Genomic DNA, 19,658 nt, shown 5'->3' with positions numbered 1-19,658 from the left:
CCCCAGCCCTCTCCCAGAGGGAGAGGGGGCCGACCGAGGTGTCTGGTGAGGTACATCGACCTGGGGGACCGAGTTGAATATGGATGCGGCACAGCCTTGAGCCTGATCCAATGTTGGATTCACCTCGCTTTGTAGAGGGGCCGACCGAGGTTTCTGGTGAGGTACATCGACTTGGGGGACCGAGTTGCATATGGATCCGGCACAGCCTTGAGCCTGATCCAATGTTGGATTCACCGTCTCTCTTTCAGGTCGGCGCAAGACCCAAGCATCCCCCAATCAGTCCCCTCTCCCTCCGGGAGAGGGCTAGGGTGAGGGGCTGTTGATCTTTGCTCTATTTCCCGGGGGTGAGGGTCAAGCGGGTCTTGCCATACACCCGATCAAAGTTCTGCGGCTGCATCGGCAAGCCGATGTACTGACCTTTCAGCCATGCATCGATCCCGTTCAGGTAGTTCGGACTCAGTGGATTGCCCGACTGCCCCGTACCGTTCTGCGCCATCAGTGGCTCGCTCTGGCCGAAGTCGACGATAAAACGCATCGACGGCGCGCGCGTGGTGACGAAGTCCTGGCCCCAGGCAAACGCCGAGCTGTTCAGCGTGGTGTGATCGCCACCGGCTGCCAGTGGTCCGCGCACAGTCTGGCCGTTGCTGTTTTTCCACGCATAGCTGTGCAATTTGCCCCACTGCCAGGCGCGATGATCGCCGCCCAACTGGCTGTCACCGGCAGTAATCGCCGCAGCGAGGCTACGGGCGAGAATCACCGCTTTGTCTTCCTTCTGCGGCGTGCGCAGGTCATCCCAGAACGGACTGTCCTCACGCCCCAAGAGATGATCGGCCTGCGCCGCATAGGACAGATCGCCATTGGCGACAAACGCCTTCCACGCCGGGCTCGATTCAGGACCCAGTTCATCGAGGAAGATCTGCTTCATGCTTTCCTGCAGAAACAGTTCGTAGATCGCCGCATCCGCCGAGGTCGGGCTGAGCTTGCCGTCGAACGCCATCAAACGGGTGAAGGCTTCGCGCGCCTTGCTGCGTTCGGCTTCCGGCAGGGCGTCGATCGCCTGTTTCAGCGGTTGCTTCATGCTTGGCGCTTCGAAGACTTTTTTCAGCTTGGCGGCGAAGGTGGTGGTCTGGTCGTACTGCATGGCGATCACGCTGCGGCTGTCGTGCTTGCCGCTGCCAGCCATTTCCGCCAGACGTTCGCCACGCTCCGGTGCCGCCCAGGATTTCGACAACTGCATGCCGTAGCCGTCGGGAATCACCCGCTGGTTGGCGGTGCCGAGCCAGCCTTGTGCCGGGTCCTGATCGTAGGGGTGCAGCATCGGGTCGGCGTAACCGTCCCAGTCGTAGCGACCGTCCCAGCCCGGCGAGGGCAGCACGCCTTCGCCTTCGCGACGGTTGGGGAAGCGCCCGGTGACTTGCCAGCCGATATTGCTTGCATCGGCAAAGACCAGATTCAGAGTAATGGCGCGGATTTCGCGGCTGGCGTCCGAGGCGTGCTCGACGTTCTGCGCGCGGCTCAGATCGAAGAAGGCATCCAGGGTTTTGTCGTCAGTGAAGCTTGGCGTCTGCAAAGCGAGGCCGAAACCGCTGCCCTGCGCCGCTGCCTGGGCACTGTTGAGCAACGCGCCGTGGCGGGTTTCGTAAACGGCTTCGCGAATCGGTCGCTGGCCTTTGACGAAGTAGGTTTCGTTGCGCACGCCCAGCGGCTGCCATTTGCCGTTGACTTCATAAGTGAGGCTGCTGCCCTGACGGCGAATTTTCTCGAGGAACAGATCCTGGTTATCGCCGAGCACGCTGGTCATGCTCCACGCCACTTTGCCGTTGAAACCACCGAGCACCATCGGCAGACCGGCAACCGTGACGCCGGCGGCCTGATATTTCGGCGCGCGGATCTGCACGAAACTCCACAGCGACGGTGCGGCCAGCGGCCCGTGCGCATCGCTGGCCAGCAGGCTCTTGCCGCTGCGGCTGCGTTGCGGGGCGATCGCCCAATTGTTCGCAGTCGGCGTGGCGAGCAGGTTCAGCGCCGACAGTTGCTGGCTGGCGCTGCTCAGTTCCGTCAGCCCCGGAATCTGCCCGTTGAGCTTGAGGCCTTGCAGTTTGTCGGCTTCAGTCACTGGCAGGTTTTCATCGGGTGCTGACGGGCTCAGCCAGGCGAGTTTGTCAGTGGTGACGGTTTGCGCGAGCACCAGCGACTGGATTTCCTCCGGCAGGTTGGCCGACTGGCTGAAATTCAGCAGGGCGAAAATCAACGCCGAATCTTCCGGTTTCCAGTATTCCGGCTTGTAACCGCTGGCGGCGAGGTCGCCCGGCAACTTGTCGGCGTAGCGGAACAGGTAGGCGTTGACGCCCCGTGCGTACACCTCGAAGAAGCGTTTGAGTCGTGGCGACGAGGCCTTGTACAGCTCGCCGGCGCTCTTCTTCAGATTGACCGCGCGCATGTAGCGGTCGGCATCGAGCATCGACGCGCCGGACATTTCCGCCAACCGGCCCTGAGCCAACAGGCGCAGGGTGACCATCTGATTGATGCGGTCGCTGGCGTGGACGTAACCGAGGCTGAACAGCGCGTCATGGAAGCTGTTGCTCTCGATCAGCGGCATGCCCATCGCATTGCGCCGCACCGAAACGTTCTGCGCCAGGCCCTTGAGCGGTTGCACGCCGGAGGTCGGCGGCAGGCTGTCCTGGGCGTTCCAGGTCTGGCAGCCGGACAGGCCGAGAACACCGGCCACTGCTGCGGCAACGCCGAACCGGGGAAGAAAATGTGTAAGGGCTGGCGAGGCCATGGCGAAGCTCCTGCGGGGGTATAAGGCTGGGGGCGCAATGAAGCCGATACGTTAGTGACGGCGCGAGGGCCGCGCAAGCGGGGCGAGTGGTTATTTGTGCAGTTGTCGGCTGATCGGTCAGAGGCGTGACAGTTGCTTGTGGGAAAGCGCTGATGTTGAACTACGGAACAAGTCCCGTGCCCTGTCAGGAGAAAGATCGCTATGGAGCTTCAGAGCAACGCTGCGCTGATCATCATCGACCAGCAGAAAGGCATTCTGCATCCGCGTCTGGGGCGGCGGAATAATCCTCAGGCCGAGGAAAGAATGCTTGAGTTATTGGCGCTGTGGCGCCTGCGCGGGCGCCCGGTGATTCACGTGCAGCATTTGTCGCGCTCGCCTGATTCGGTGTTCTGGCCCGAGCAGGACGGGGTGGAGTTCCAGCCGCGCTTTATGCCGCAGGACGGTGAATGGCTGATCCAGAAACAGGTGCCGGATGCGTTTTGTGCCAGTGGGCTGGAGGCGCAGTTGCGTGAGGCTGGGATCGGGCAATTGATCATCGTTGGCGTGGCGACCAATAACTCGGTTGAGTCGACGGCGCGCACTGCGGGCAATCTGGGGTTCGACACATGGGTGGTAGAGGATGCGTGTTTTACCTTCGACAAGGCCGATTATTTCGGCACACCGCGTACCGCTGAAGAGGTGCACGGGATGTCGCTGGGCAATCTGCATGGGGAGTATGCGACGGTGGTCAGTAGTGTGCAGGTTTTGGCGGCAGGCTGAAGTTTTGTAGTGGAGGCGCCGCCGCCTTCGCGAGCAGGCTCGCTCCCACAGTGACCATATTTCTTCAGATGAAACGCGATCCCTGTGGGAGCGAGCCTGCTCGCGAAAGCGGTGTGTCAGGCGAAGAAGACCTTCGCCAGTGACATCAAGCGCCGTGGCACTTCTTGAATTTCTTGCCGTTGCCGCATGGGCAAGGGTCGTTGCGGCCGACGTCTTTCAGGGCGTTGCGCACCGGTTCCTGGTGGGCGTGGCCGCAGTTCGGGCCGTGGACATGGCCATGGTCGTGATCGTGATGGTGGTCATGATCGTGGTTGCAGTCAGGGCCATGGACATGGGGTTGCTGGGTCATCGAGGTCACTCCGGAGTTAGATCGGCGGGGATTATCACGCCATTGCGCTCAAGGTGCACGTAGTGGGCGATGAATAAACCGGTTTCCATTTCCCCCTGCAATCGATAGGGAATCTGCTGGTTCGGATTTTTCAGCAGTTTCACCACCTGTTTCACCTTCGGCCACAGGTTGGTGCGGATCGGCACTTTGAAGTAAGCGCTGCGCTTGGGCCCCACGGTAAACCAGTGCTCATGCTCGCCTTCGGTGAGCAGCATGTCGGCCAGGTGAATCCGGTATTCGAGGCCGCGCACGGTCAGGTCGCTGTCGTTGGGATTGTCGACGCGAAAGTGCAGGATGAATTTTTGCTCGAGCAGTTTGGCCCGCACCACCTCGACTTTCACCAGATGCACGGCGGGCTCGACGCTTTCGTCGCTGAACCACGAGGCACAGCCGCCGAGGTTTACGATCAGCATCAACAGCAGAAAATGTAATGTGCGCCGACGACCGAGCATGAAATTGACTCCCTTTGTGCCCAGTCTAGACCTTAAAAGATTTCAGCCTTCGGCTAATCCCGTGTAGGAGCGGCCGAAGGCTCGGGCCGCGATCGGACGATCTTTTGATCTTCAGCTCAAGCGCCGAAATAACCCGAACAACACTTCTTGAACTTCTGCCCGCTGCCACACGGGCAGCCGTCATTGCGCCCCAGCTTCATCTGCACCGTCGGATCGATGAAGTACCAGCGCCCACCATTCTGGACAAAGGATGAGCGCTCGCGATGGCTGTGCTCGCCCTGGCTGTCATGCCAGCGCGCGGTGAAGGTGACAAAGGCGTGTTCCGGCTGACCGCCAAAGACTTCCGAGCTTTCAACCTCCAGGCCGAGCCAGGTGCTTTGGGCACTCCAGTCGCTGATCGATTGTCGGTTCAGTCCCGCCTGCTGCGCGGGCAGGGTAGTCCCTACCAGATAGTCGACCAGCCCCAGCACATAAGCGCTGTAGCGCGAACGCATCAAGGCTTCGGCGCAAGGCGCCGGGTGGCCGTCGTGATAAGGGCCGCAGCAGGCGTCCAGCAGATTGCCGCTGCCGCATGGGCAAATGGCTGTACTCATTGCATTACCACCAGTATTTCCCGAAGTTTTCCGGATTGGCCCAGAAGCGTGAATTGAGCCAGTCCGGGACTTGTTTGTAGTCAAGCAGATCGTAGGTGAACAGGGTCAGCACCTGCTCGTCGCGCTGGAAACGCTCGCTGGCCTGCAGGGCCAGCGAATAGAAATCGGTTTCCTGCCAGCCACTGGCCGCCAGATCCGCCAGCACCGCGATGCGACTGGCGTTGAGATTGCGGATGCCGCCCAACAGATTCAGGCCGTCGCGCTTGGGCAAATGTTCCAGGCAATCGACTACCAGAGCCAGATCGAAGCGTTGCGCGGCCAGCTCAGCCGGCAGTGCGCCGGGTGCGGCATGGGCGACCACGGTGTCTGGATGCGCGTCCTTGAAAGCGCTCAAGGCGGGAAATTCGCTGGCGCCGATCAGCAGCAGTCGGGCCGGGGCGTAGCGATCCAGCAAAGCGGCCAACGCCTGTTGTGGCGTGCGCGAAGAAATGGCGGCGTTCATCGAAGCTCCTCAGTCAGACCGCCAAGACTAGCCTGCCAGACCGCGTCGGCAAAGCGCCCGGTGGCGGCGGTTTTCGCCAAAAGAGGCAAACCCCTGTGAACACGGTCGCAAACAGCGGTGGCCTATTGCTGGCGGAGATTAAAACTCCGGTCTTTACTCCCTGAATCGGTTTTAAGCCGATCCCTCAGGAGAAAACTAGATGAGCATAGTTCGGACAGCATTACCCTTGGTTCTGCTAACCAGTGTGTTGACTGGTTGTGCAGGTTTGCAGAAAACCGACTGGCCGACCTGTGCGGCGGTCGGCGGTGTGGTCGGTGCCGGTCTCGGCGCGACGGAAAGCGCTTCGTGGGCCGGCTACGGTGCGCTGCTCGTTGGCGGCACGGCAGCGGCCTATTGCTGGGTGCATGGTGATGGCGATGAAGACGGCGATGGCGTGCCGGACAGTCGCGACAAGTGCCCGGGCACACCAAAAGGCGTGCAGGTCGACGCTGACGGTTGCCCGCCACCGACGCCTGCGCCAGTGGTCGAAGAAGCGGTTGTGGTCAAGGAAGAAACTATCGTCATTCGTGATGTGCATTTCGAATTCGACAAAGCCACGCTGACCGGCCCTGACAAGCAAGTGCTGGACAAGGTCGCCGATCGCCTGAAACAGGAATCCTCTACCGCGCAACTGACCGTGACCGGTCACACCGACAGTGTCGGCAGCGATGCCTACAACAAGAAACTGTCGGATCGTCGTGCGCACTCGGTGGTTGAATACCTGATCCAGCAGGGCGTGCCACGTGCCAGCTTCGTTTCGGTGTCGGGCCTTGGTGAAAGCCAGCCTGTGGCTGACAACAAGTCGGCCGATGGTCGCGCGCAGAACCGTCGTACCGAAATCAAAATCGTCCGCTAGCCCCTCTCGCATCCGCGGCTTGTGCAGTCGCGGATGCGGGTCTTTACTCCTGAGTAACCGGTATGGGCCGGTACACAGGAGCGTTCACAAATGCGTGTTTTCTCAAGGTCCGTCTTGCCGGTGCTGCTGCTTGGCAGCTTGCTCACCGGTTGTGCCACTCACAGCGATGGCACCGCCCCCCTCAATCAACGTACGTGGCCGATCTGCAGCCTGCTTGGCGGCTTGGTCGGCGGCGGTCTTGGCGCCATTGAAAGCGCTGGCTGGGCCGGTGGCGGCGCGGCATTGGGTATCGTCACCGGTGGGCTGATCTGTTACGCCCAGGATGGCGACGAGGACAGCGACGGCGTCTTTGACCGCCGCGACCGCTGCCCGGACACACCGGAAAATACCGAAGTCGATCACCGTGGCTGCCCGCTGCCGCAATATCCGGCGGCAGTCAAACCGGTCGAACCGGCGCCGCAAACCGAAGTGATCACCTTGAGCGATGCCGGCAACGTGCTGTTCGATTTCGACAAGTCCGATCTGACCCCGGCGGCCAAAGCCCAGCTCGACACCTTGATGGACAAACTGCGTAATGCCGATGTGGTCAGCATCAAGGTCATCGGCCATACCGACAGCAAAGGCTCGGACGCCTATAACCAGGCTTTGTCCGAGCGGCGCGCGAGCAGTGTCGCCGCGTACCTGCTGAGTCAAGGCCTGGCGCCGAACAAACTCACCAGCGAAGGCCGAGGCGAGAGTGAGCCGGTCGCCGATAACGCCACCGATGAAGGCCGCGCGGAAAATCGCCGGGTCGAGCTGCACATCAATCGATAGAAAGCGTCTGTAGTACGCAGACTAGAGCTGCCGGGTCGAGATCGTCGCCCCGGCAGCCATTTCATCAGCGTTTGCACAAAATTCATTTTTCCCTCTGGCTTATCCCCCGCAGAAGCCGGTACTGTGCGTGCAAAGAATAATTCGCAACACGGGGGAGCGTATGAAGGTGTTCTGGGGGCTGGGGCGTTTGCTGACCCTGCTGTTCTGCTGCGTGGTACTGGCCAATCAACTGGTGCCGTTTGTCCATCCGCTGCATCTGCTGGTCAATCTGGCCGGCGCTCTGTTGTTGCTGATTCATCTCCTCGAAGTGCTGCTGTGCAACCGCAGCCTCAAGGGTCGTCCGCACCCTTGGCGTGATCGTGGCCGCATCCTGTTGTTCGGTGTTTTCCACCTGCAAACCATCCCGGCCCCGGCCGCTCCGGAGGCTTCTTCCCATGCGTAAACTCTGCCTGCTCGCTGCATTCATCAGTCCACTGGCCTGCGCCCAAGTGGTCAACGTGCAAAGCAATTCTTTGATGCGCTTGCCCAACACCACCAGCACGCTGCAACTGGAGAAACTGGAAGTCGCCGATTACGGCACCTTGCTGATCCCGTCCAACGTGACTGAATTGAACATTGATGAACTGCGCCTGGGCCACGAAGCACGTATTGCTATCGTTCCGGCTGAACAAGCGCTGGAAGTGAAGGTCAAGCGCGCTGAGTTGAGCGAGGGCAGCCAGATCACCGCGCGCGGCGCCCCCGGCACTTATGAAAAAGCGGCCCGGGCCGGGCGCAATCTGAATCTGCAATTCCAGGCCCTGAGCGCGCCGCAACTGACGGTCGATGCCCGTGGCGGCAGGGGCGCGCCGGGGTTCGTCGGCCTCGATGGCGGCAACGGTGAAGATCCGGGCTGCACCTATGGCTCGGCCGGCCACGGTGCCGATGGCAGTGACGGCAGCGATGGTCAGCCAGGCGCGCCGGGTGCGCTGGTGCGACTCGCCGTACCACGGGATTTCCCTGCAGAGCTGATCAAGGTCAACGTGGCTGGCGGCGCCGGCGGCCCGGCGGGTGTCGGTGGTAAAGCAGGGAAGGGCGGCAAATCCAAGGGCTGCCTGGTGTACCGCGCAGATGGCGGCAAGAACGGCAAGGCCGGCGCGGATGGCCAGCCTGGGCCGGAGGGAGCGGCGGGTTCGGTTACCGTGCAACGTCTCTAAAACTGCGACCCACTCTCTGATCAATAAAATGCTTTGGTGAGTGAAGATCTTTGGTGAGTGAAATTATGTGGCGAGGGGATTTATCCCCGCTGGGCTGCGTAGCAGTCCCGCTTTTGATTTTTAGAGCGGGGCCGCTTCGCGACCCAGCGGGGATAAATCCCCTCGCCACAACTGTGTTCACAGCAGAACAAGAGTGCGATTCAGAGCATCGGTCTTGCCGCAGCCACAGCCACCAGCACCAACCCGACCAGCAGATTAAGCCCCACCACCCGGCGAATCCGCCCCAGCACCGCCGCACCCGCCGGCCAATCCTTCGCCTCAACCGCCTTGCGCAACTCCGGCAGCATCAGCCCCTGAATGCGGATGAACAGCGCCGTCATCACCACATACAAACCGATCATCACCTGCACATACTTCGGCGCGGTCTCGAAGCCGACCTGCTGTAGATGCAACATGCCCACGCCGCTGATCGGCAACAGGATCACGGCGACCCAGACCCAACGGAAAAAACCTTGAAACACTTCCACCCACAGGGTCAGGCGAGCGGGGCCGTCCAGAGCCTTCACAGCCGCAGGGCGCAAGACCATCCAGGCGAAAAACATGCCGCCAACCCACACCAAAGCGGCAAGGACATGCAGGGGGTAAACGAGGCTAAAAGGTGTCATTCGGGCACTCCGTTCTGCGCAGGATCGATTAGGCAGGTATGATAGCCGCCGAACCAAACTACTGAAAATTTATCCAGCGTTTCCAGCGCCCGACACTCAATGATCAGCACTGAACTCAAAACCACGATCCAGGGCGCCTATTCGCGTTTTCTAGAGGCCAAGAGCCTCAAGCCGCGTTACGGCCAGCGCCTGATGATCGCCGAAATCGCCAAGGTGCTCGGTGACATCGATACCGATGACGAAGGCCGGCGCAGTGGCGACCCCGCGATTGTCGCGGTGGAAGCCGGCACCGGTACTGGCAAGACGGTGGCCTACAGCCTGGCGGCGATCCCTACGGCGAAACTGGCCGGCAAGCGTCTGGTGATTGCCACCGCGACCGTCGCCCTGCAAGAGCAGATCGTCTACAAGGATTTGCCTGACCTGATGCGCAACAGCGGGCTGAATTTCAGTTTCGCCCTGGCCAAGGGCCGTGGCCGCTACATGTGCCTGTCCAAGCTCGACATGCTCTTGCAGGAAGGCCACGCGCAAACCGCCACCGCTCAGTTGTTCGAGGAAGAAGGCTTCAAGATCGAAGTCGACGAAGCCAGTCAGAAGCTGTTCACCAGCATGATCGAAAAGCTCGCCGGCAATAAGTGGGACGGCGACCGCGACAGTTGGCCGAACGCGCTGGAAGACGCCGACTGGGCGCGCCTGACAACCGATCACAGCCAGTGCACCAACCGTCATTGCCCGAACTTCGGCCAGTGCGCCTTCTACAAGGCCCGCGAAGGCATGGGCAAGGTCGATGTGATCGTCACCAACCACGACATGGTCCTGGCTGACCTGGCACTGGGCGGCGGCGCCGTGCTGCCGGATCCGCGCGACACCATTTACGTGTTCGACGAAGGTCACCACCTGCCGGACAAGGCCATCGGCCACTTCGCTCACTACACGCGCCTGCGCTCCACCGCCGACTGGCTGGAGACCACCGCCAAGAACCTCACCAAGCTGCTGGCCCAGCATCCGTTGCCGGGCGATCTCGGCAAGCTGATCGAGCAGGTGCCGGAGCTGGCACGGGAGATCAAGACCCAGCAGCAGTTCATGTTCACCGCGTGTGAGCAGATCGCCGATTTCAAGCCCGGCGAAGACGTCGAAGGCCGCGAGCGCCCGCGTCATCGCTTTGTCGGCGGGGTGATTCCCGAGGACATGCGCGAGATGGGCATCGAGCTGAAAAAAGGCTATTCGCGCCTTAACGACCTGTTTCAACGCCTGACCGACCTGCTCAAGGAAGGCATGGATGGCGAGGTCAATATCGGCATCGCCAGCAATCAGGCCGAAGAATGGTATCCGCTGTTCGGCAGCCTGTTGTCCCGCGCTTCCGGCAACTGGGAATTGTGGACCGCGTTCACCGCCGAAGACCCGGAAGACAGTCCGCCGATGGCGCGCTGGCTGACCCTGGCCGAAAGCGGCTCGCTGTTCGACATCGAGGTCAACGCCAGCCCGATTCTGGCGGCGGAAACCTTGCGTCGCAGTTTATGGAACGTCGCTTACGGCTGCCTGGTGACCTCGGCGACGCTGACGGCGCTGGGCACTTTCGACCGTTTCCGCATGCGCGCCGGCCTGCCGAAAAAAGCTGTCACAGCGGTGGTGCCAAGCCCGTTCCATCATGCCGATGCCGGCGTGCTGCGCGTGCCGGACCTGAAGGCCGACCCGCGCGACGCCGCCGCCCACACGGCGGCGATCATTCGCGAACTGCCCGATCTGGTCGAAGGTTCCCGTGGCACGCTGGTGCTGTTCTCCTCGCGCAAGCAAATGCAGGACGTGTTCGACGGTCTCGACCGCGACTGGCGCAAGCAAGTGTTCATTCAGGGCAACCTGTCGAAACAGGAAACCCTCAACAAACACAAGGCGCGAGTCGATGGCGGTGATTCCAGTGTGCTGTTCGGCCTTGCCAGTTTTGCCGAGGGTGTCGATTTGCCGGGTGCCTACTGCGAGCACGTGGTGATCGCCAAGATTCCGTTCTCGGTGCCCGATGATCCGGTTGAGGCCGCGTTGTCGGAGTGGATCGAGGCGCGTGGCGGCAATCCGTTCATGGAAATCTCCGTGCCCGATGCCTCGCTGAAACTGGTTCAGGCCTGCGGGCGTCTGCTGCGCACCGAAGAAGACCGCGGCACCATCACCTTGCTCGACCGGCGTCTGGTCACCCAGCGCTACGGCAAGGCGATCCTCAATGCGTTGCCACCTTTCCGTCGTGAAATATCCTGAGACAGGGGTGGGCCGATTGGCCCGCCGCGTTGTCTATCTCTCTGCCACCGCTTTTCCACTGGCCTTGACTGGTCGTTAGGGAGAACTCCGTTCTTATGATCCGCCGTTCGTTGCCCGCTGTTTTCGCCATGATCTTTGCCGCGCCGTTGCTGGCCGCGCCCGCCGGTCAGCAGACGCTGTTCAACTTCGTACGCCCGGCCGACGTGGTCAAGGTCGCCACGGAAAACGCCGACCTGCCCCAGGCCAATGCCGAACAGACCGCCGAAGGCGAAGTGCTGCGCCGGGTGACGTTCAACCCGGTCGCCCGGCCGACCTTGCGCCTGACTCCGCAGACCGGCGCTTGGGACTGGTCGCAGTCCGGCATGATGACTCTGCGTCTGCAGAGTGCGATGAACTGGGCGGTGACGGTTTATGTGCAGATCCAGAGCAACGATGGCCGCACTCTGGTCAGCCGCGTCGATCTGCCGGCCGGCCCCGCGCAGACCTTGCTGGTGCCGCTGGTGGCTTCGACGCCACTGAGCCAGGGCATGAAAGCCGGGCCGCCGATGCCGATGACCGTTGATGGCCAACGCATCCTGCTGGCCAGCAGCACCGGCGAGATCGACCGCAGCCAAGTGGTTTCGGTGAGTCTGTCGATGGATCAGCCGAAAGTTGCGCAGAGCCTGTTGCTCGAGCGTTTCGGCGTGCAGGACGGCGAGTCGGTGACGCGCGCGGTGTACGGTAATCTGGTCGACGCATACGGTCAGTCAACCCGCAGTAAATGGCCGGAAAAAGTCAGCAGCGACGAGCAACTGAAAAGCGCCGCCAGCAAAGAGCAGCAACAGCTGAATACATGGCTGGCCGAGCGTGAAAAGGCTTCGCTGGACAAGTTCGGCGGCTGGAACAAGGGCCCGGCGTTCAAGGCCAGCGGTTTCTTTCGCACGGAAAAACGCGATGGCCGCTGGTATCTGGTGACGCCTGCAGGCCACCCGTTCTATTCGCTGGGCGTCAACACCGTCAGCCCGCAAGTCAACCAGACCTACGTCGCTGGTCGTGAGTACATGTTCGAATCGTTGCCGAAGAACGACGACCCGCTGGCCGCGCATTTCGGCGAGGGCGACAACCGTGGCGGCAACGGTGCCGATCAGGGCCGTGGCTACGGCAACGGCCGCTGGTACGACTTCTATGGCGCCAATCTGCAACGCCTGTACGGCGAACCGTGCAAGGCCGACAGCGACAACAAGGCCGGGATTGCCGAAGCGGCGAAGGCGGGGGCGGCTGAGGCCGGCTCGGTGCAGGCTGCTGAACCTGCAGCGGTGCCTGCCGAGCCAAAATCCGGTATTGCCGAAGCGGCGCAGACTGATGCGGTGCAAGCGTCCAGCACGCAAACCACTCCGTGCACAGCCGCAATTGATGAAGAGCGCTGGACCCGGCATACCCTCGATCGGCTGCGAGCCTGGGGCTTCAACACGGTTGGCAACTGGAGCGCGCCGTCGCTGGCTGACGCTGAGCGCGTGCCGTACACCTTGCCGCTGTCGATCGTCGGCGATTACACCAGCATCAGCACCGGCAGCGATTGGTGGGGCGGCATGCCGGATCCGTTCGATCCGCGTTTCGCCATGGCCACCGAGCGCGCCGTGGCCATTGCCGCCCGCGATCACCGTGACGATCCGTGGCTGATCGGTTATTACGCCGACAACGAACTGGCCTGGGCTGGCCCTGGCGACGATCCGAAGGCTCGCTACGCGCTGGCCTACGGCACGTTGAAAATGACCACCGACGTGCCGGCCAAACGCGCCTTTCTCAAGCAATTGCGTGACAAGTACCGCAATCAGGCCGGACTGTCCAAGGCCTGGGGTATCGAGCTACCGGCGTGGGAGTTGATGGAAGATCCAGGCTTCGTGCCGCCACTGCCGAACCCGGAGCATCCGGAGATCGAAGCGGATTTCAAATACTTCCAGAAGGTCTTCGCCGATACCTATTTCAAGACCATTTCCGATTCGCTGAAATGGCACGCGCCGAACCAGATGCTGCTTGGCGGCCGCTTCGCTATCAGTACGCCTGAAGCCGTGGCGTCCTGCGCGCAGTACTGCGATGTGTTGAGCTTCAACATGTACACGCTCAAGCCGCAGGACGGCTACGACTTCGCCGCGCTGACGGCGCTGGACAAACCGGTGCTGATCACCGAATTCAACTTCGGCTCGGCTGACCGAGGGCCGTTCTGGGGCGGCGTGACGCAGTTGGCCAAGGAAGAAGAGCGCGGTCCGGCCTATGCAAACTTCCTCAAACAGGCGCTGAGCGAACCGTCGATTGTCGGCGTGCACTGGTTCCAGTATCTCGACCAACCGGTGACCGGGCGTTTGCTCGACGGCGAGAACGGCCATTTCGGTCTGGTCGGGGTCACTGACCTGCCGTATCAGGGCTTTGTCGAGGCGGTGCGTAAAAGCAATCTGCAGGCGCTGGAGCAGTTGGGCAAGGAGGCGCACAAAAGCCCGGCGGCGGAAGTGGAAGGCGGGCGCAAGGCCGAGGCTGGCAAAGCGCCGGGGGCTGCACAGGCGGGTGGGCATTCGGGGAATGGTCACTAGGTTTCAGACCGCGTTATCGTTCTTCGCGAGCAGGCTCGCTCCCACAGGGGATCTGCGCTGCTGTTGAGATCCAGTGTGGGAGCGAGCCTGCTCGCGAAGGGATCAACACAAATTGCCGATCAACCGTCTGGCCCGCGCCTGTTCCCAAATCCCTCAAGGGCTGGAACAATGCGGGCCACTTTGTAGAGCGTTTTCGCGGGGGAGTTGCGGGTGCAGATTCAGGGACATTACGAGCTTCAATTCGAAGCGGTGCGCGAGGCTTTCGCCGCACTGTTCGACGATTCCCAGGAACGCGGCGCAGCCCTGTGCATCAAGGTCGGTGGAGAAACCGTCCTCGACCTCTGGTCCGGTACCGCCGACAAGGACGGCAGCGAAGCCTGGCACAGCGACACCATCGCCAACCTGTTCTCCTGCACCAAGACCTTCACCGCCGTTACCGCGCTGCAACTGGTGGCCGAAGGCAAGTTGCAACTCGACGCCCCGGTTGCCCGCTACTGGCCGGAATTCGCCGCCGCCGGCAAAGAGTCCGTCACCCTGCGCCAATTGCTTTGCCATCAGGCCGGCCTGCCGGCGCTGCGCGAACTACTCGCGCCTGAAGCCCTTTACGACTGGCAAACCATGGTCGACGCCCTCGCGGCCGAAGCCCCATGGTGGACGCCCGGCACCGGTCACGGTTATGCCGCGATCACCTACGGCTGGCTGGTCGGCGAATTGCTGCGCCGCGCCGACGGTCGTGGGCCGGGCGAGTCGATCGTCGCTCGGGTCGCCAAACCGTTGGGCCTGGATTTCCATGTGGGCCTGGCCGACGAAGAATTTCATCGCGTGGCGCATATCGCCCGTGGCAAGGGCAACGCCGGCGACGCTGCGGCCCAGCTTCTGCTGCAAGTGACCATGCGCGAACCGACGGCGATGACCACCCGCGCCTTCACCAATCCGCCGTCCGTGCTGACCAGCACCAACAAGCCGGAATGGCGACGCATGCAGCAGCCTGCGGCCAACGGCCACGGCAACGCGCGCAGTCTCGCCGGGTTCTATGCCGGCCTGCTCGACGGCAGCCTGCTCGAAAGCGAGATGCTCGAAGAGCTGACCCGCGAGCACAGCCTCGGCGACGACAAGACCTTGCTCACGCGCACCCGTTTCGGCCTCGGCTGCATGCTCGATCAACCGGACGTGCCCAACGCCACCTACGGCCTCGGCCCACGCGCGTTCGGCCATCCGGGAGCGGGCGGCTCGATCGGTTTTGCTGATCCTGAGCACGATGTGGCTTTCGGTTTCGTGACAAATACCCTGGGGCCTTACGTTTTGATGGATCCGCGCGCGCAAAAGCTGGCGCGGGTGCTTGCCACTTGTCTGTAAAGCTTCAACAGAGGTTCCAGGGTCGGAACCTCGAAGGGATTTTCGTTTCAAAACGGCTGTTTATCCGGGCGAAAGTGCTCTGATTTTTCATTACTTCACCTTGTGGATTTTTAATGTCATCTAAAAAGACCCTCGCCCTGGCCCTGTGTGTAGCGATCACCGGTTGCGCACAGACCCCGAAAAACGATGCGGACGGCAGCAGTTGGTGGCCGTTCGGTTCTTCCGACAAAGTCGCGGCCAAAGACCCGGCCCCAGCCCCAGCCCCGTTGAAACCGGCGTCGACTGCGCCAGTGGCCAAGGCCGAAAGCAGCAACCCGTGGTACTGGCCGTTCGGTTCCAGCGACGAAGCGGTCAAGGCTGATCTGAAAGCCGAGGTCAAACCCGAAGCCAAACCGGTCGAAGTGGCCAAAGCCGAGGCGCAGTCCAATGGCAAATGGTGGTGGCCGTTCGGCGGCAAGGATCAACCGACCGCCAAAGCCGTGCCGATGCCCGATCCGAAGGTGACTCAAGCCTGGCTCGATGACTACGAACCGCGTCTGCGTGAAGCGGTGAAGGACAGCAACTTGCAACTCGAACGTCGCGACAACGTACTGGTGGTGACGGCGCCGGTGGAAGGTTCGTTCAACCCGGACCGCCCGGCGATGCTGCTGCCGGTCACTCTTGGCCCGTTCACTCGCGTAGCGAAAATCCTTGAAGCCGACCCGAAAACCGCAGTGCTGGTGCTCGGTCACAGCGATACCAGCGGTGCTGCGCCGGCCAACGTCAAACTGAGCCAGGAGCGTGCGCAATCGGTGGCGGCGATCTTCCGCCTTAGCGGCTTGCAGCGCGATCGCCTGATGCTGCGCGGGATGGGTTCCGAAGCGCCGCGTGCGGCCAACGACAGCGTTGAAGGCCGTGCCTTGAACCGTCGTGTCGAACTTCTGGTGACGCCGCAAAACACCATGGTTGCGCTGCTGAGCAAATACAACATGCCGGCGCCGAAACCTGTAACGATGGTCGCCGCGCAAGACGTCAAGCCAGTGGCCAAACCGGTTACCCCGGCGCCTGCGGCGAAAAAAGCCGCTGTGCCGGCGGCGAAAAAGGCGCCAGCCAAGAAAACCGCCGCCAAGGCTCCGGCGAAGAAGGCCCCGGCCAAGGCTCCAGCGAAAAAGACTGCACCAGCCAAAGCCGCCGCGACCGACAAGAAAGTCGCCGCAGCCGACGCTGCCAAGAAGTGATCCGCTAACGAAAAGGAATCCGCCATGACCCAGGCTCTGGCCGATATGCGTCGCGACTACACCCGTGACGGTTTGACCGAGGCGCAAGCCCCGGCCGAGCCGTTTGCGCTGTTTCACCAGTGGTTCGCCGATGCGGTGAAAACCGAGCAGGCGCCGGTAGAAGCCAATGCCATGACCCTGGCCACGGTCGATGCCGACGGTCGTCCGCATTGTCGCATTCTGTTGCTCAAGGGCCTGGACGAGCAGGGCTTCACCTTCTTCACCAACTACGACAGCGCCAAGGGCCAGCATCTGGCGGCCAACCCGTTTGCCGCCATGACCTTCTTCTGGCCAACCCTGGAGCGCCAGGTGCGCATCGAAGGGCGGGTGGTCAAGGTCACGGCGCAAGAGTCCGATGCCTATTATCAAGTGCGTCCCTTGGGCAGCCGCCTCGGGGCATGGGCTTCGCCGCAGAGCCGGGTCATCAACGGTCGTGGCGAACTGGAAGATTTGCTCAAGGCCACCGAGCAACGCTTCAGCGACAGCCAGCCGCACTGCCCGGAACACTGGGGCGGTTACCGCTTGTTGCCCGAGCGCATCGAGTTCTGGCAGGGCAGGCCGAGCCGCCTGCACGATCGCCTCAACTACCGCCTCCAGGGCACCGAGTGGATTCTGGAACGACTGGCACCCTGAGCAGTCTACCGAGCGAGATAAACGCGGATGGCGCAGGATCGCTGATTTGACGCTACCTTGAGTGGACGCTTGCGGGCATCTGTACCAGGCCTGAATGGAAGCCAATTTAATCCGGATGGTGTCGTGACAGGCGCCAGGCCACGGGGTTTAATGAACACATGTTCTTTTGGAGTTGATGCTATGCGTAAGTCTGTTCTGCTGGTTGCTTCCTTTTCGACGATGGCGATGTTGCTGACCGGCTGCCAATCGAGCCTCACCGGCGACTCCTACTCCCGTGACGAAGCGCGTCGTGTGCAGACGATTCGCATGGGCACCATCGAATCCCTGCGACCGGTAAAAATCGAAGGCACCAAGACCCCGATCGGTGGCGCAGCAGGCGCCGTGGTCGGCGGCGTCGGCGGCAGCGCCATCGGCGGCGGCAAGGGCAGCATCGTCGCTGCGGTCATCGGCGCAGTGGCCGGCGGCCTGCTTGGCTCGGCCACCGAAGAAGGCCTGACCCGCACCCAGGGCGTGGAAATCACCGTCCGCGAAGACGACGGCAGCATGCGCGCCTATGTGCAGCAGGTTCAGGAGAATGAAGTATTCCGCGTTGGCGAGCGGGTACGGATCTCCACCGTTGGCGGAACCAGCCGCGTTTCGCACTAAGCGGGAAGCTGGGTAAAAGAAAACCCCGATCAGGTGACTGGTCGGGGTTTTTCTTTGTTTGTGAATTGCTCATTCAGTATGTGGCGCAGGTGCCCATGAAGTATTCGAGGCCCTTTGGAAAACTGACGTTGAGCAGGGTTTCCAATGCGGTTACCTGATCCTGAGTCAACAACAGCTCGCCGGGTTCCACCTCATCCAAGGGCTTGGATTCAATGAGCTGGGCCACTTTTTCATTCATCTCGCTGCCTGTGATATCCAGCTCGAATTGCAAGGAGTCATCTTGAACTTCGTCAGGGAAGAATCCGGTGATGGAAAGGAAGTTTATTAGGTGAAAAACTTCCTGTCTGTCGGTGTTAACTGTAGTCAAACGAGATTTGGTAGTCGTTTTTTGGGAGAGCAATCTGATGTTGAAAATATGGCTGAATTACATCGAGCCACTGTTCCACAACATTGAAACTACCGTTATTTATGGTGCCTTCCACCGGGATGCTCAAAGCATTCAACACCGATTCATCATCTCCCAGATCTTTTGACGACTCCTCACCCTGAAATTCCAAGGTTTTCGTGTCGTACCACTCCAGTCTCAATTGCAGTCCCATAGTTACCTCACAAATATCTTTTTTTGATGCTTCTTTCTTTTATCGGACCTTCGCGTTGTTCGCCTGTGTAGGGATCAAAGGCTCCCAGGTGAGCTCCATCGTCTCTGTACATTTCTAACTCTCCATGTCTCGAATCCCATTCGTAAATTCTCCTTCCCTTAGCATCAGTCCAACGCTTACGAAGTCCACCACCGCCTTGAACCGGATTTTTGTCTTTGACTTTTTTCAAGTCTGGAAAAGCGGTTATTTGCTCTGTTGTCGGTGGTTGATGGTAGCTATGTCCTACAGGCGCCAACCCTTTCCGTGTTGTGTTCAATACAGCATATAAAGGTTTTACTCCCGAACTCGCGGGAAACACCAAAATAAAATCCCGATACTCCGGCGGATAAACCGGATTCACCAGTATCCCGTCCGCCGCCTTCGTCGGTGGATACACCCAGATATGCGGTGCCTGCGGTGCGGCCTCCAGTGCTGGAATGCCGAGAATGTCCGAGCCATCCACCGCCGGGGTCCAGAGCAGTTCGACGCCTTCACCCAGATCCGCAACGAACCGGTCGCCGCGTGCAATGAACTGCACGACATTGACCATTTCCCAATCGCGGTTCTTGCCGGTGTAGAAGCCGTATCCCTTGAGGCTGCCATCGGCCTGTTGCTCGACGCGCAGGCGCACGCGGGTTCGGGCTTGTTTGAGTGTGCTCAGTTGCTCATCGGTGTAGAGCGCGCTGTCGCCCAGGCTGGATGGCATCAAAAGCGCAACCAGCCCCACCAAAGACGCCGCCGCCGCAGGGGAGGCGAGCGCCGGTAGCACTTCAAAAGCCGAGCCTGCCAGGGCCAGACTGCCGAACCCGACCGGGATGGCGTTGGCGCTGATTTTCTTGAGAGGAATGCCGCCGCTTGCGTCGGCTTCGCGAGCGCCGAGCAGAATCAGCTCGCCGTAATCCTTCAGGCTGTCGGTCGGCACCATGCCGGAAGGATTGCTGTAATCGATAATCGCATCCGGCAACTTGCAGGACTTGGCGAATACACAGCCGGCACGCACGGCTTCAGGTTTTTTCGCAGCCACGTCACGGCTGCGCTCGAACGCCTCCTGCCGCGCCAGCATCGCGTCGTAAGCGTTTTGCCCGGCTTCGCGCTCGGCCAGTTCGGCGGCCGTCATATACCGCCAGGTAACGTGATGTCCGTCGCCCTCCGGCGGGTTTTGCACCCGGGGAATGTCCTTGTTCCGCGCCACTGATCGTCCCTTCGTTCATCATCGACAGCCCCTCGGAAAGGGGCTGCACGACGTTATCGAAGCGGGGAAAGTGTGGCTGTAGGACGGG

At 61.2% G+C, this 19,658-nt stretch carries 20 protein-coding genes; 11 read left to right on the top strand and 9 right to left on the bottom strand.

All coding sequences use genetic code 11. The annotated features are described in order from the left end of the window. Positions 1 to 331: 331 nt before the first annotated feature. Positions 332 to 2,782: a penicillin acylase family protein gene (locus tag KVG85_RS14430; protein WP_217864202.1), complete on the bottom strand. Its 2,451-nt coding sequence runs from the start codon at positions 2,780 to 2,782 to the stop codon at positions 332 to 334. Between the two features lie 201 nt (positions 2,783 to 2,983). On the opposite strand from KVG85_RS14430, the gene KVG85_RS14425 reads away from it, so the two are divergent. Further along, positions 2,984 to 3,541 carry a cysteine hydrolase family protein gene (locus KVG85_RS14425; RefSeq protein WP_217864201.1) on the top strand — a complete coding sequence of 186 codons (558 nt, stop codon included), beginning with the start codon at positions 2,984 to 2,986 and terminating at the stop codon, positions 3,539 to 3,541. 145 nt (positions 3,542 to 3,686) lie between these two features. On the opposite strand, the gene KVG85_RS14420 is transcribed toward KVG85_RS14425, so the two are convergent. The 4 genes from KVG85_RS14420 to KVG85_RS14405 form a co-directional block, all read right to left on the bottom strand. Beyond that, on the bottom strand, positions 3,687 to 3,890 hold the full coding sequence (locus tag KVG85_RS14420; RefSeq protein ID WP_003198420.1) for an SEC-C metal-binding domain-containing protein: 204 nt from the start codon (positions 3,888 to 3,890) through the stop codon (positions 3,687 to 3,689). Positions 3,891 to 3,895: 5 nt separating this feature from the next. Then, positions 3,896 to 4,381, bottom strand: coding sequence for an LEA/WHy family protein (locus KVG85_RS14415; protein ID WP_095180539.1), 486 nt, complete (start codon positions 4,379 to 4,381; stop codon positions 3,896 to 3,898). Positions 4,382 to 4,497: 116 nt separating this feature from the next. Further along, positions 4,498 to 4,974: a YchJ family protein gene (locus KVG85_RS14410; protein ID WP_217864200.1), complete on the bottom strand. Its 477-nt coding sequence runs from the start codon at positions 4,972 to 4,974 to the stop codon at positions 4,498 to 4,500. Positions 4,975 to 4,978: 4 nt separating this feature from the next. Further along, on the bottom strand, positions 4,979 to 5,476 hold the full coding sequence (locus KVG85_RS14405) for a DUF6231 family protein (protein ID WP_039762620.1): 498 nt from the start codon (positions 5,474 to 5,476) through the stop codon (positions 4,979 to 4,981). 199 nt (positions 5,477 to 5,675) lie between these two features. Here KVG85_RS14405 and KVG85_RS14400 point away from each other — a divergent pair, with 199 nt between their 5' ends. From KVG85_RS14400 to KVG85_RS14385, 4 genes are all read left to right on the top strand, one after another. Beyond that, complete coding sequence (locus KVG85_RS14400) at positions 5,676 to 6,371, top strand: PA1041 family peptidoglycan-binding anchor lipoprotein (protein WP_024011908.1); 696 nt, start codon at positions 5,676 to 5,678, stop codon at positions 6,369 to 6,371. A 90-nt stretch (positions 6,372 to 6,461) separates the two neighbouring features. After that, a complete protein-coding gene (locus KVG85_RS14395; protein WP_217864199.1) occupies positions 6,462 to 7,184 on the top strand; it encodes a PA1041 family peptidoglycan-binding anchor lipoprotein in 723 nt (240 codons plus the stop codon). 160 nt (positions 7,185 to 7,344) lie between these two features. After that, entirely contained in the window at positions 7,345 to 7,626 is a 282-nt protein-coding gene (locus tag KVG85_RS14390; protein WP_016771375.1) for a DUF1145 domain-containing protein, read from the top strand. Then, positions 7,619 to 8,377: a collagen-like triple helix repeat-containing protein gene (locus tag KVG85_RS14385; protein WP_122698367.1), complete on the top strand. Its 759-nt coding sequence runs from the start codon at positions 7,619 to 7,621 to the stop codon at positions 8,375 to 8,377. Before KVG85_RS14390 ends, KVG85_RS14385 begins: the two co-directional genes overlap by 8 nt. A 200-nt stretch (positions 8,378 to 8,577) precedes the next feature. Here the strand turns inward: KVG85_RS14385 and KVG85_RS14380 are convergent, their stop codons facing one another. Further along, positions 8,578 to 9,042 (bottom strand): CopD family protein, encoded by a 465-nt coding sequence (locus KVG85_RS14380; protein WP_016771373.1) that lies wholly within the window; start codon positions 9,040 to 9,042, stop codon positions 8,578 to 8,580. 99 nt (positions 9,043 to 9,141) lie between these two features. Between KVG85_RS14380 and dinG the strand changes: the two genes are divergently transcribed. The 6 genes from dinG to KVG85_RS14350 all read left to right on the top strand — a co-directional run bounded on the left by dinG (position 9,142) and on the right by KVG85_RS14350 (position 17,740). Then, on the top strand, positions 9,142 to 11,286 hold the full coding sequence (dinG, locus tag KVG85_RS14375; protein ID WP_024011911.1) for an ATP-dependent DNA helicase DinG: 2,145 nt from the start codon (positions 9,142 to 9,144) through the stop codon (positions 11,284 to 11,286). A 95-nt stretch (positions 11,287 to 11,381) separates the two neighbouring features. Then, complete coding sequence (locus tag KVG85_RS14370) at positions 11,382 to 13,850, top strand: beta-galactosidase (RefSeq protein ID WP_217864198.1); 2,469 nt, start codon at positions 11,382 to 11,384, stop codon at positions 13,848 to 13,850. 210 nt (positions 13,851 to 14,060) lie between these two features. Continuing rightward, on the top strand, positions 14,061 to 15,206 hold the full coding sequence (locus KVG85_RS14365; protein ID WP_217864197.1) for a serine hydrolase domain-containing protein: 1,146 nt from the start codon (positions 14,061 to 14,063) through the stop codon (positions 15,204 to 15,206). 113 nt (positions 15,207 to 15,319) lie between these two features. After that, the gene (locus KVG85_RS14360) at positions 15,320 to 16,423 is read left to right on the top strand and encodes an OmpA family protein (RefSeq protein WP_217864196.1); all 1,104 of its coding nucleotides are present in this window, start codon (positions 15,320 to 15,322) and stop codon (positions 16,421 to 16,423) included. 24 nt (positions 16,424 to 16,447) lie between these two features. Continuing rightward, entirely contained in the window at positions 16,448 to 17,095 is a 648-nt protein-coding gene (gene pdxH / locus KVG85_RS14355; RefSeq protein WP_130902007.1) for a pyridoxamine 5'-phosphate oxidase, read from the top strand. Positions 17,096 to 17,275: 180 nt separating this feature from the next. After that, entirely contained in the window at positions 17,276 to 17,740 is a 465-nt protein-coding gene (locus tag KVG85_RS14350; protein ID WP_016771369.1) for an outer membrane lipoprotein, read from the top strand. Between the two features lie 73 nt (positions 17,741 to 17,813). Here the strand turns inward: KVG85_RS14350 and KVG85_RS14345 are convergent, their stop codons facing one another. Genes KVG85_RS14345 through KVG85_RS14335 form a run of 3 tightly spaced genes read right to left on the bottom strand, consistent with a single transcriptional unit; the run spans position 17,814 to position 19,570 of the window. Next, positions 17,814 to 18,107: a pyocin S6 family toxin immunity protein gene (locus tag KVG85_RS14345; protein WP_264083046.1), complete on the bottom strand. Its 294-nt coding sequence runs from the start codon at positions 18,105 to 18,107 to the stop codon at positions 17,814 to 17,816. After that, positions 18,094 to 18,339 (bottom strand): colicin E3-like toxin immunity protein, encoded by a 246-nt coding sequence (locus KVG85_RS14340; RefSeq protein WP_203421017.1) that lies wholly within the window; start codon positions 18,337 to 18,339, stop codon positions 18,094 to 18,096. The genes KVG85_RS14345 and KVG85_RS14340 overlap by 14 nt, the downstream gene beginning before the upstream one ends. Before the next feature lie 7 nt (positions 18,340 to 18,346). Further along, positions 18,347 to 19,570, bottom strand: coding sequence for a colicin E3/pyocin S6 family cytotoxin (locus KVG85_RS14335; protein ID WP_217864195.1), 1,224 nt, complete (start codon positions 19,568 to 19,570; stop codon positions 18,347 to 18,349). Between the last annotated feature and the right edge of the window lie 88 nt (positions 19,571 to 19,658).

The organism is Pseudomonas triticicola (assembly GCF_019145375.1).
Classification (GTDB): Bacteria; Pseudomonadota; Gammaproteobacteria; order Pseudomonadales; family Pseudomonadaceae; genus Aquipseudomonas; species Aquipseudomonas triticicola.
This window is presented reverse-complemented; position numbering and strand designations above follow the sequence as displayed.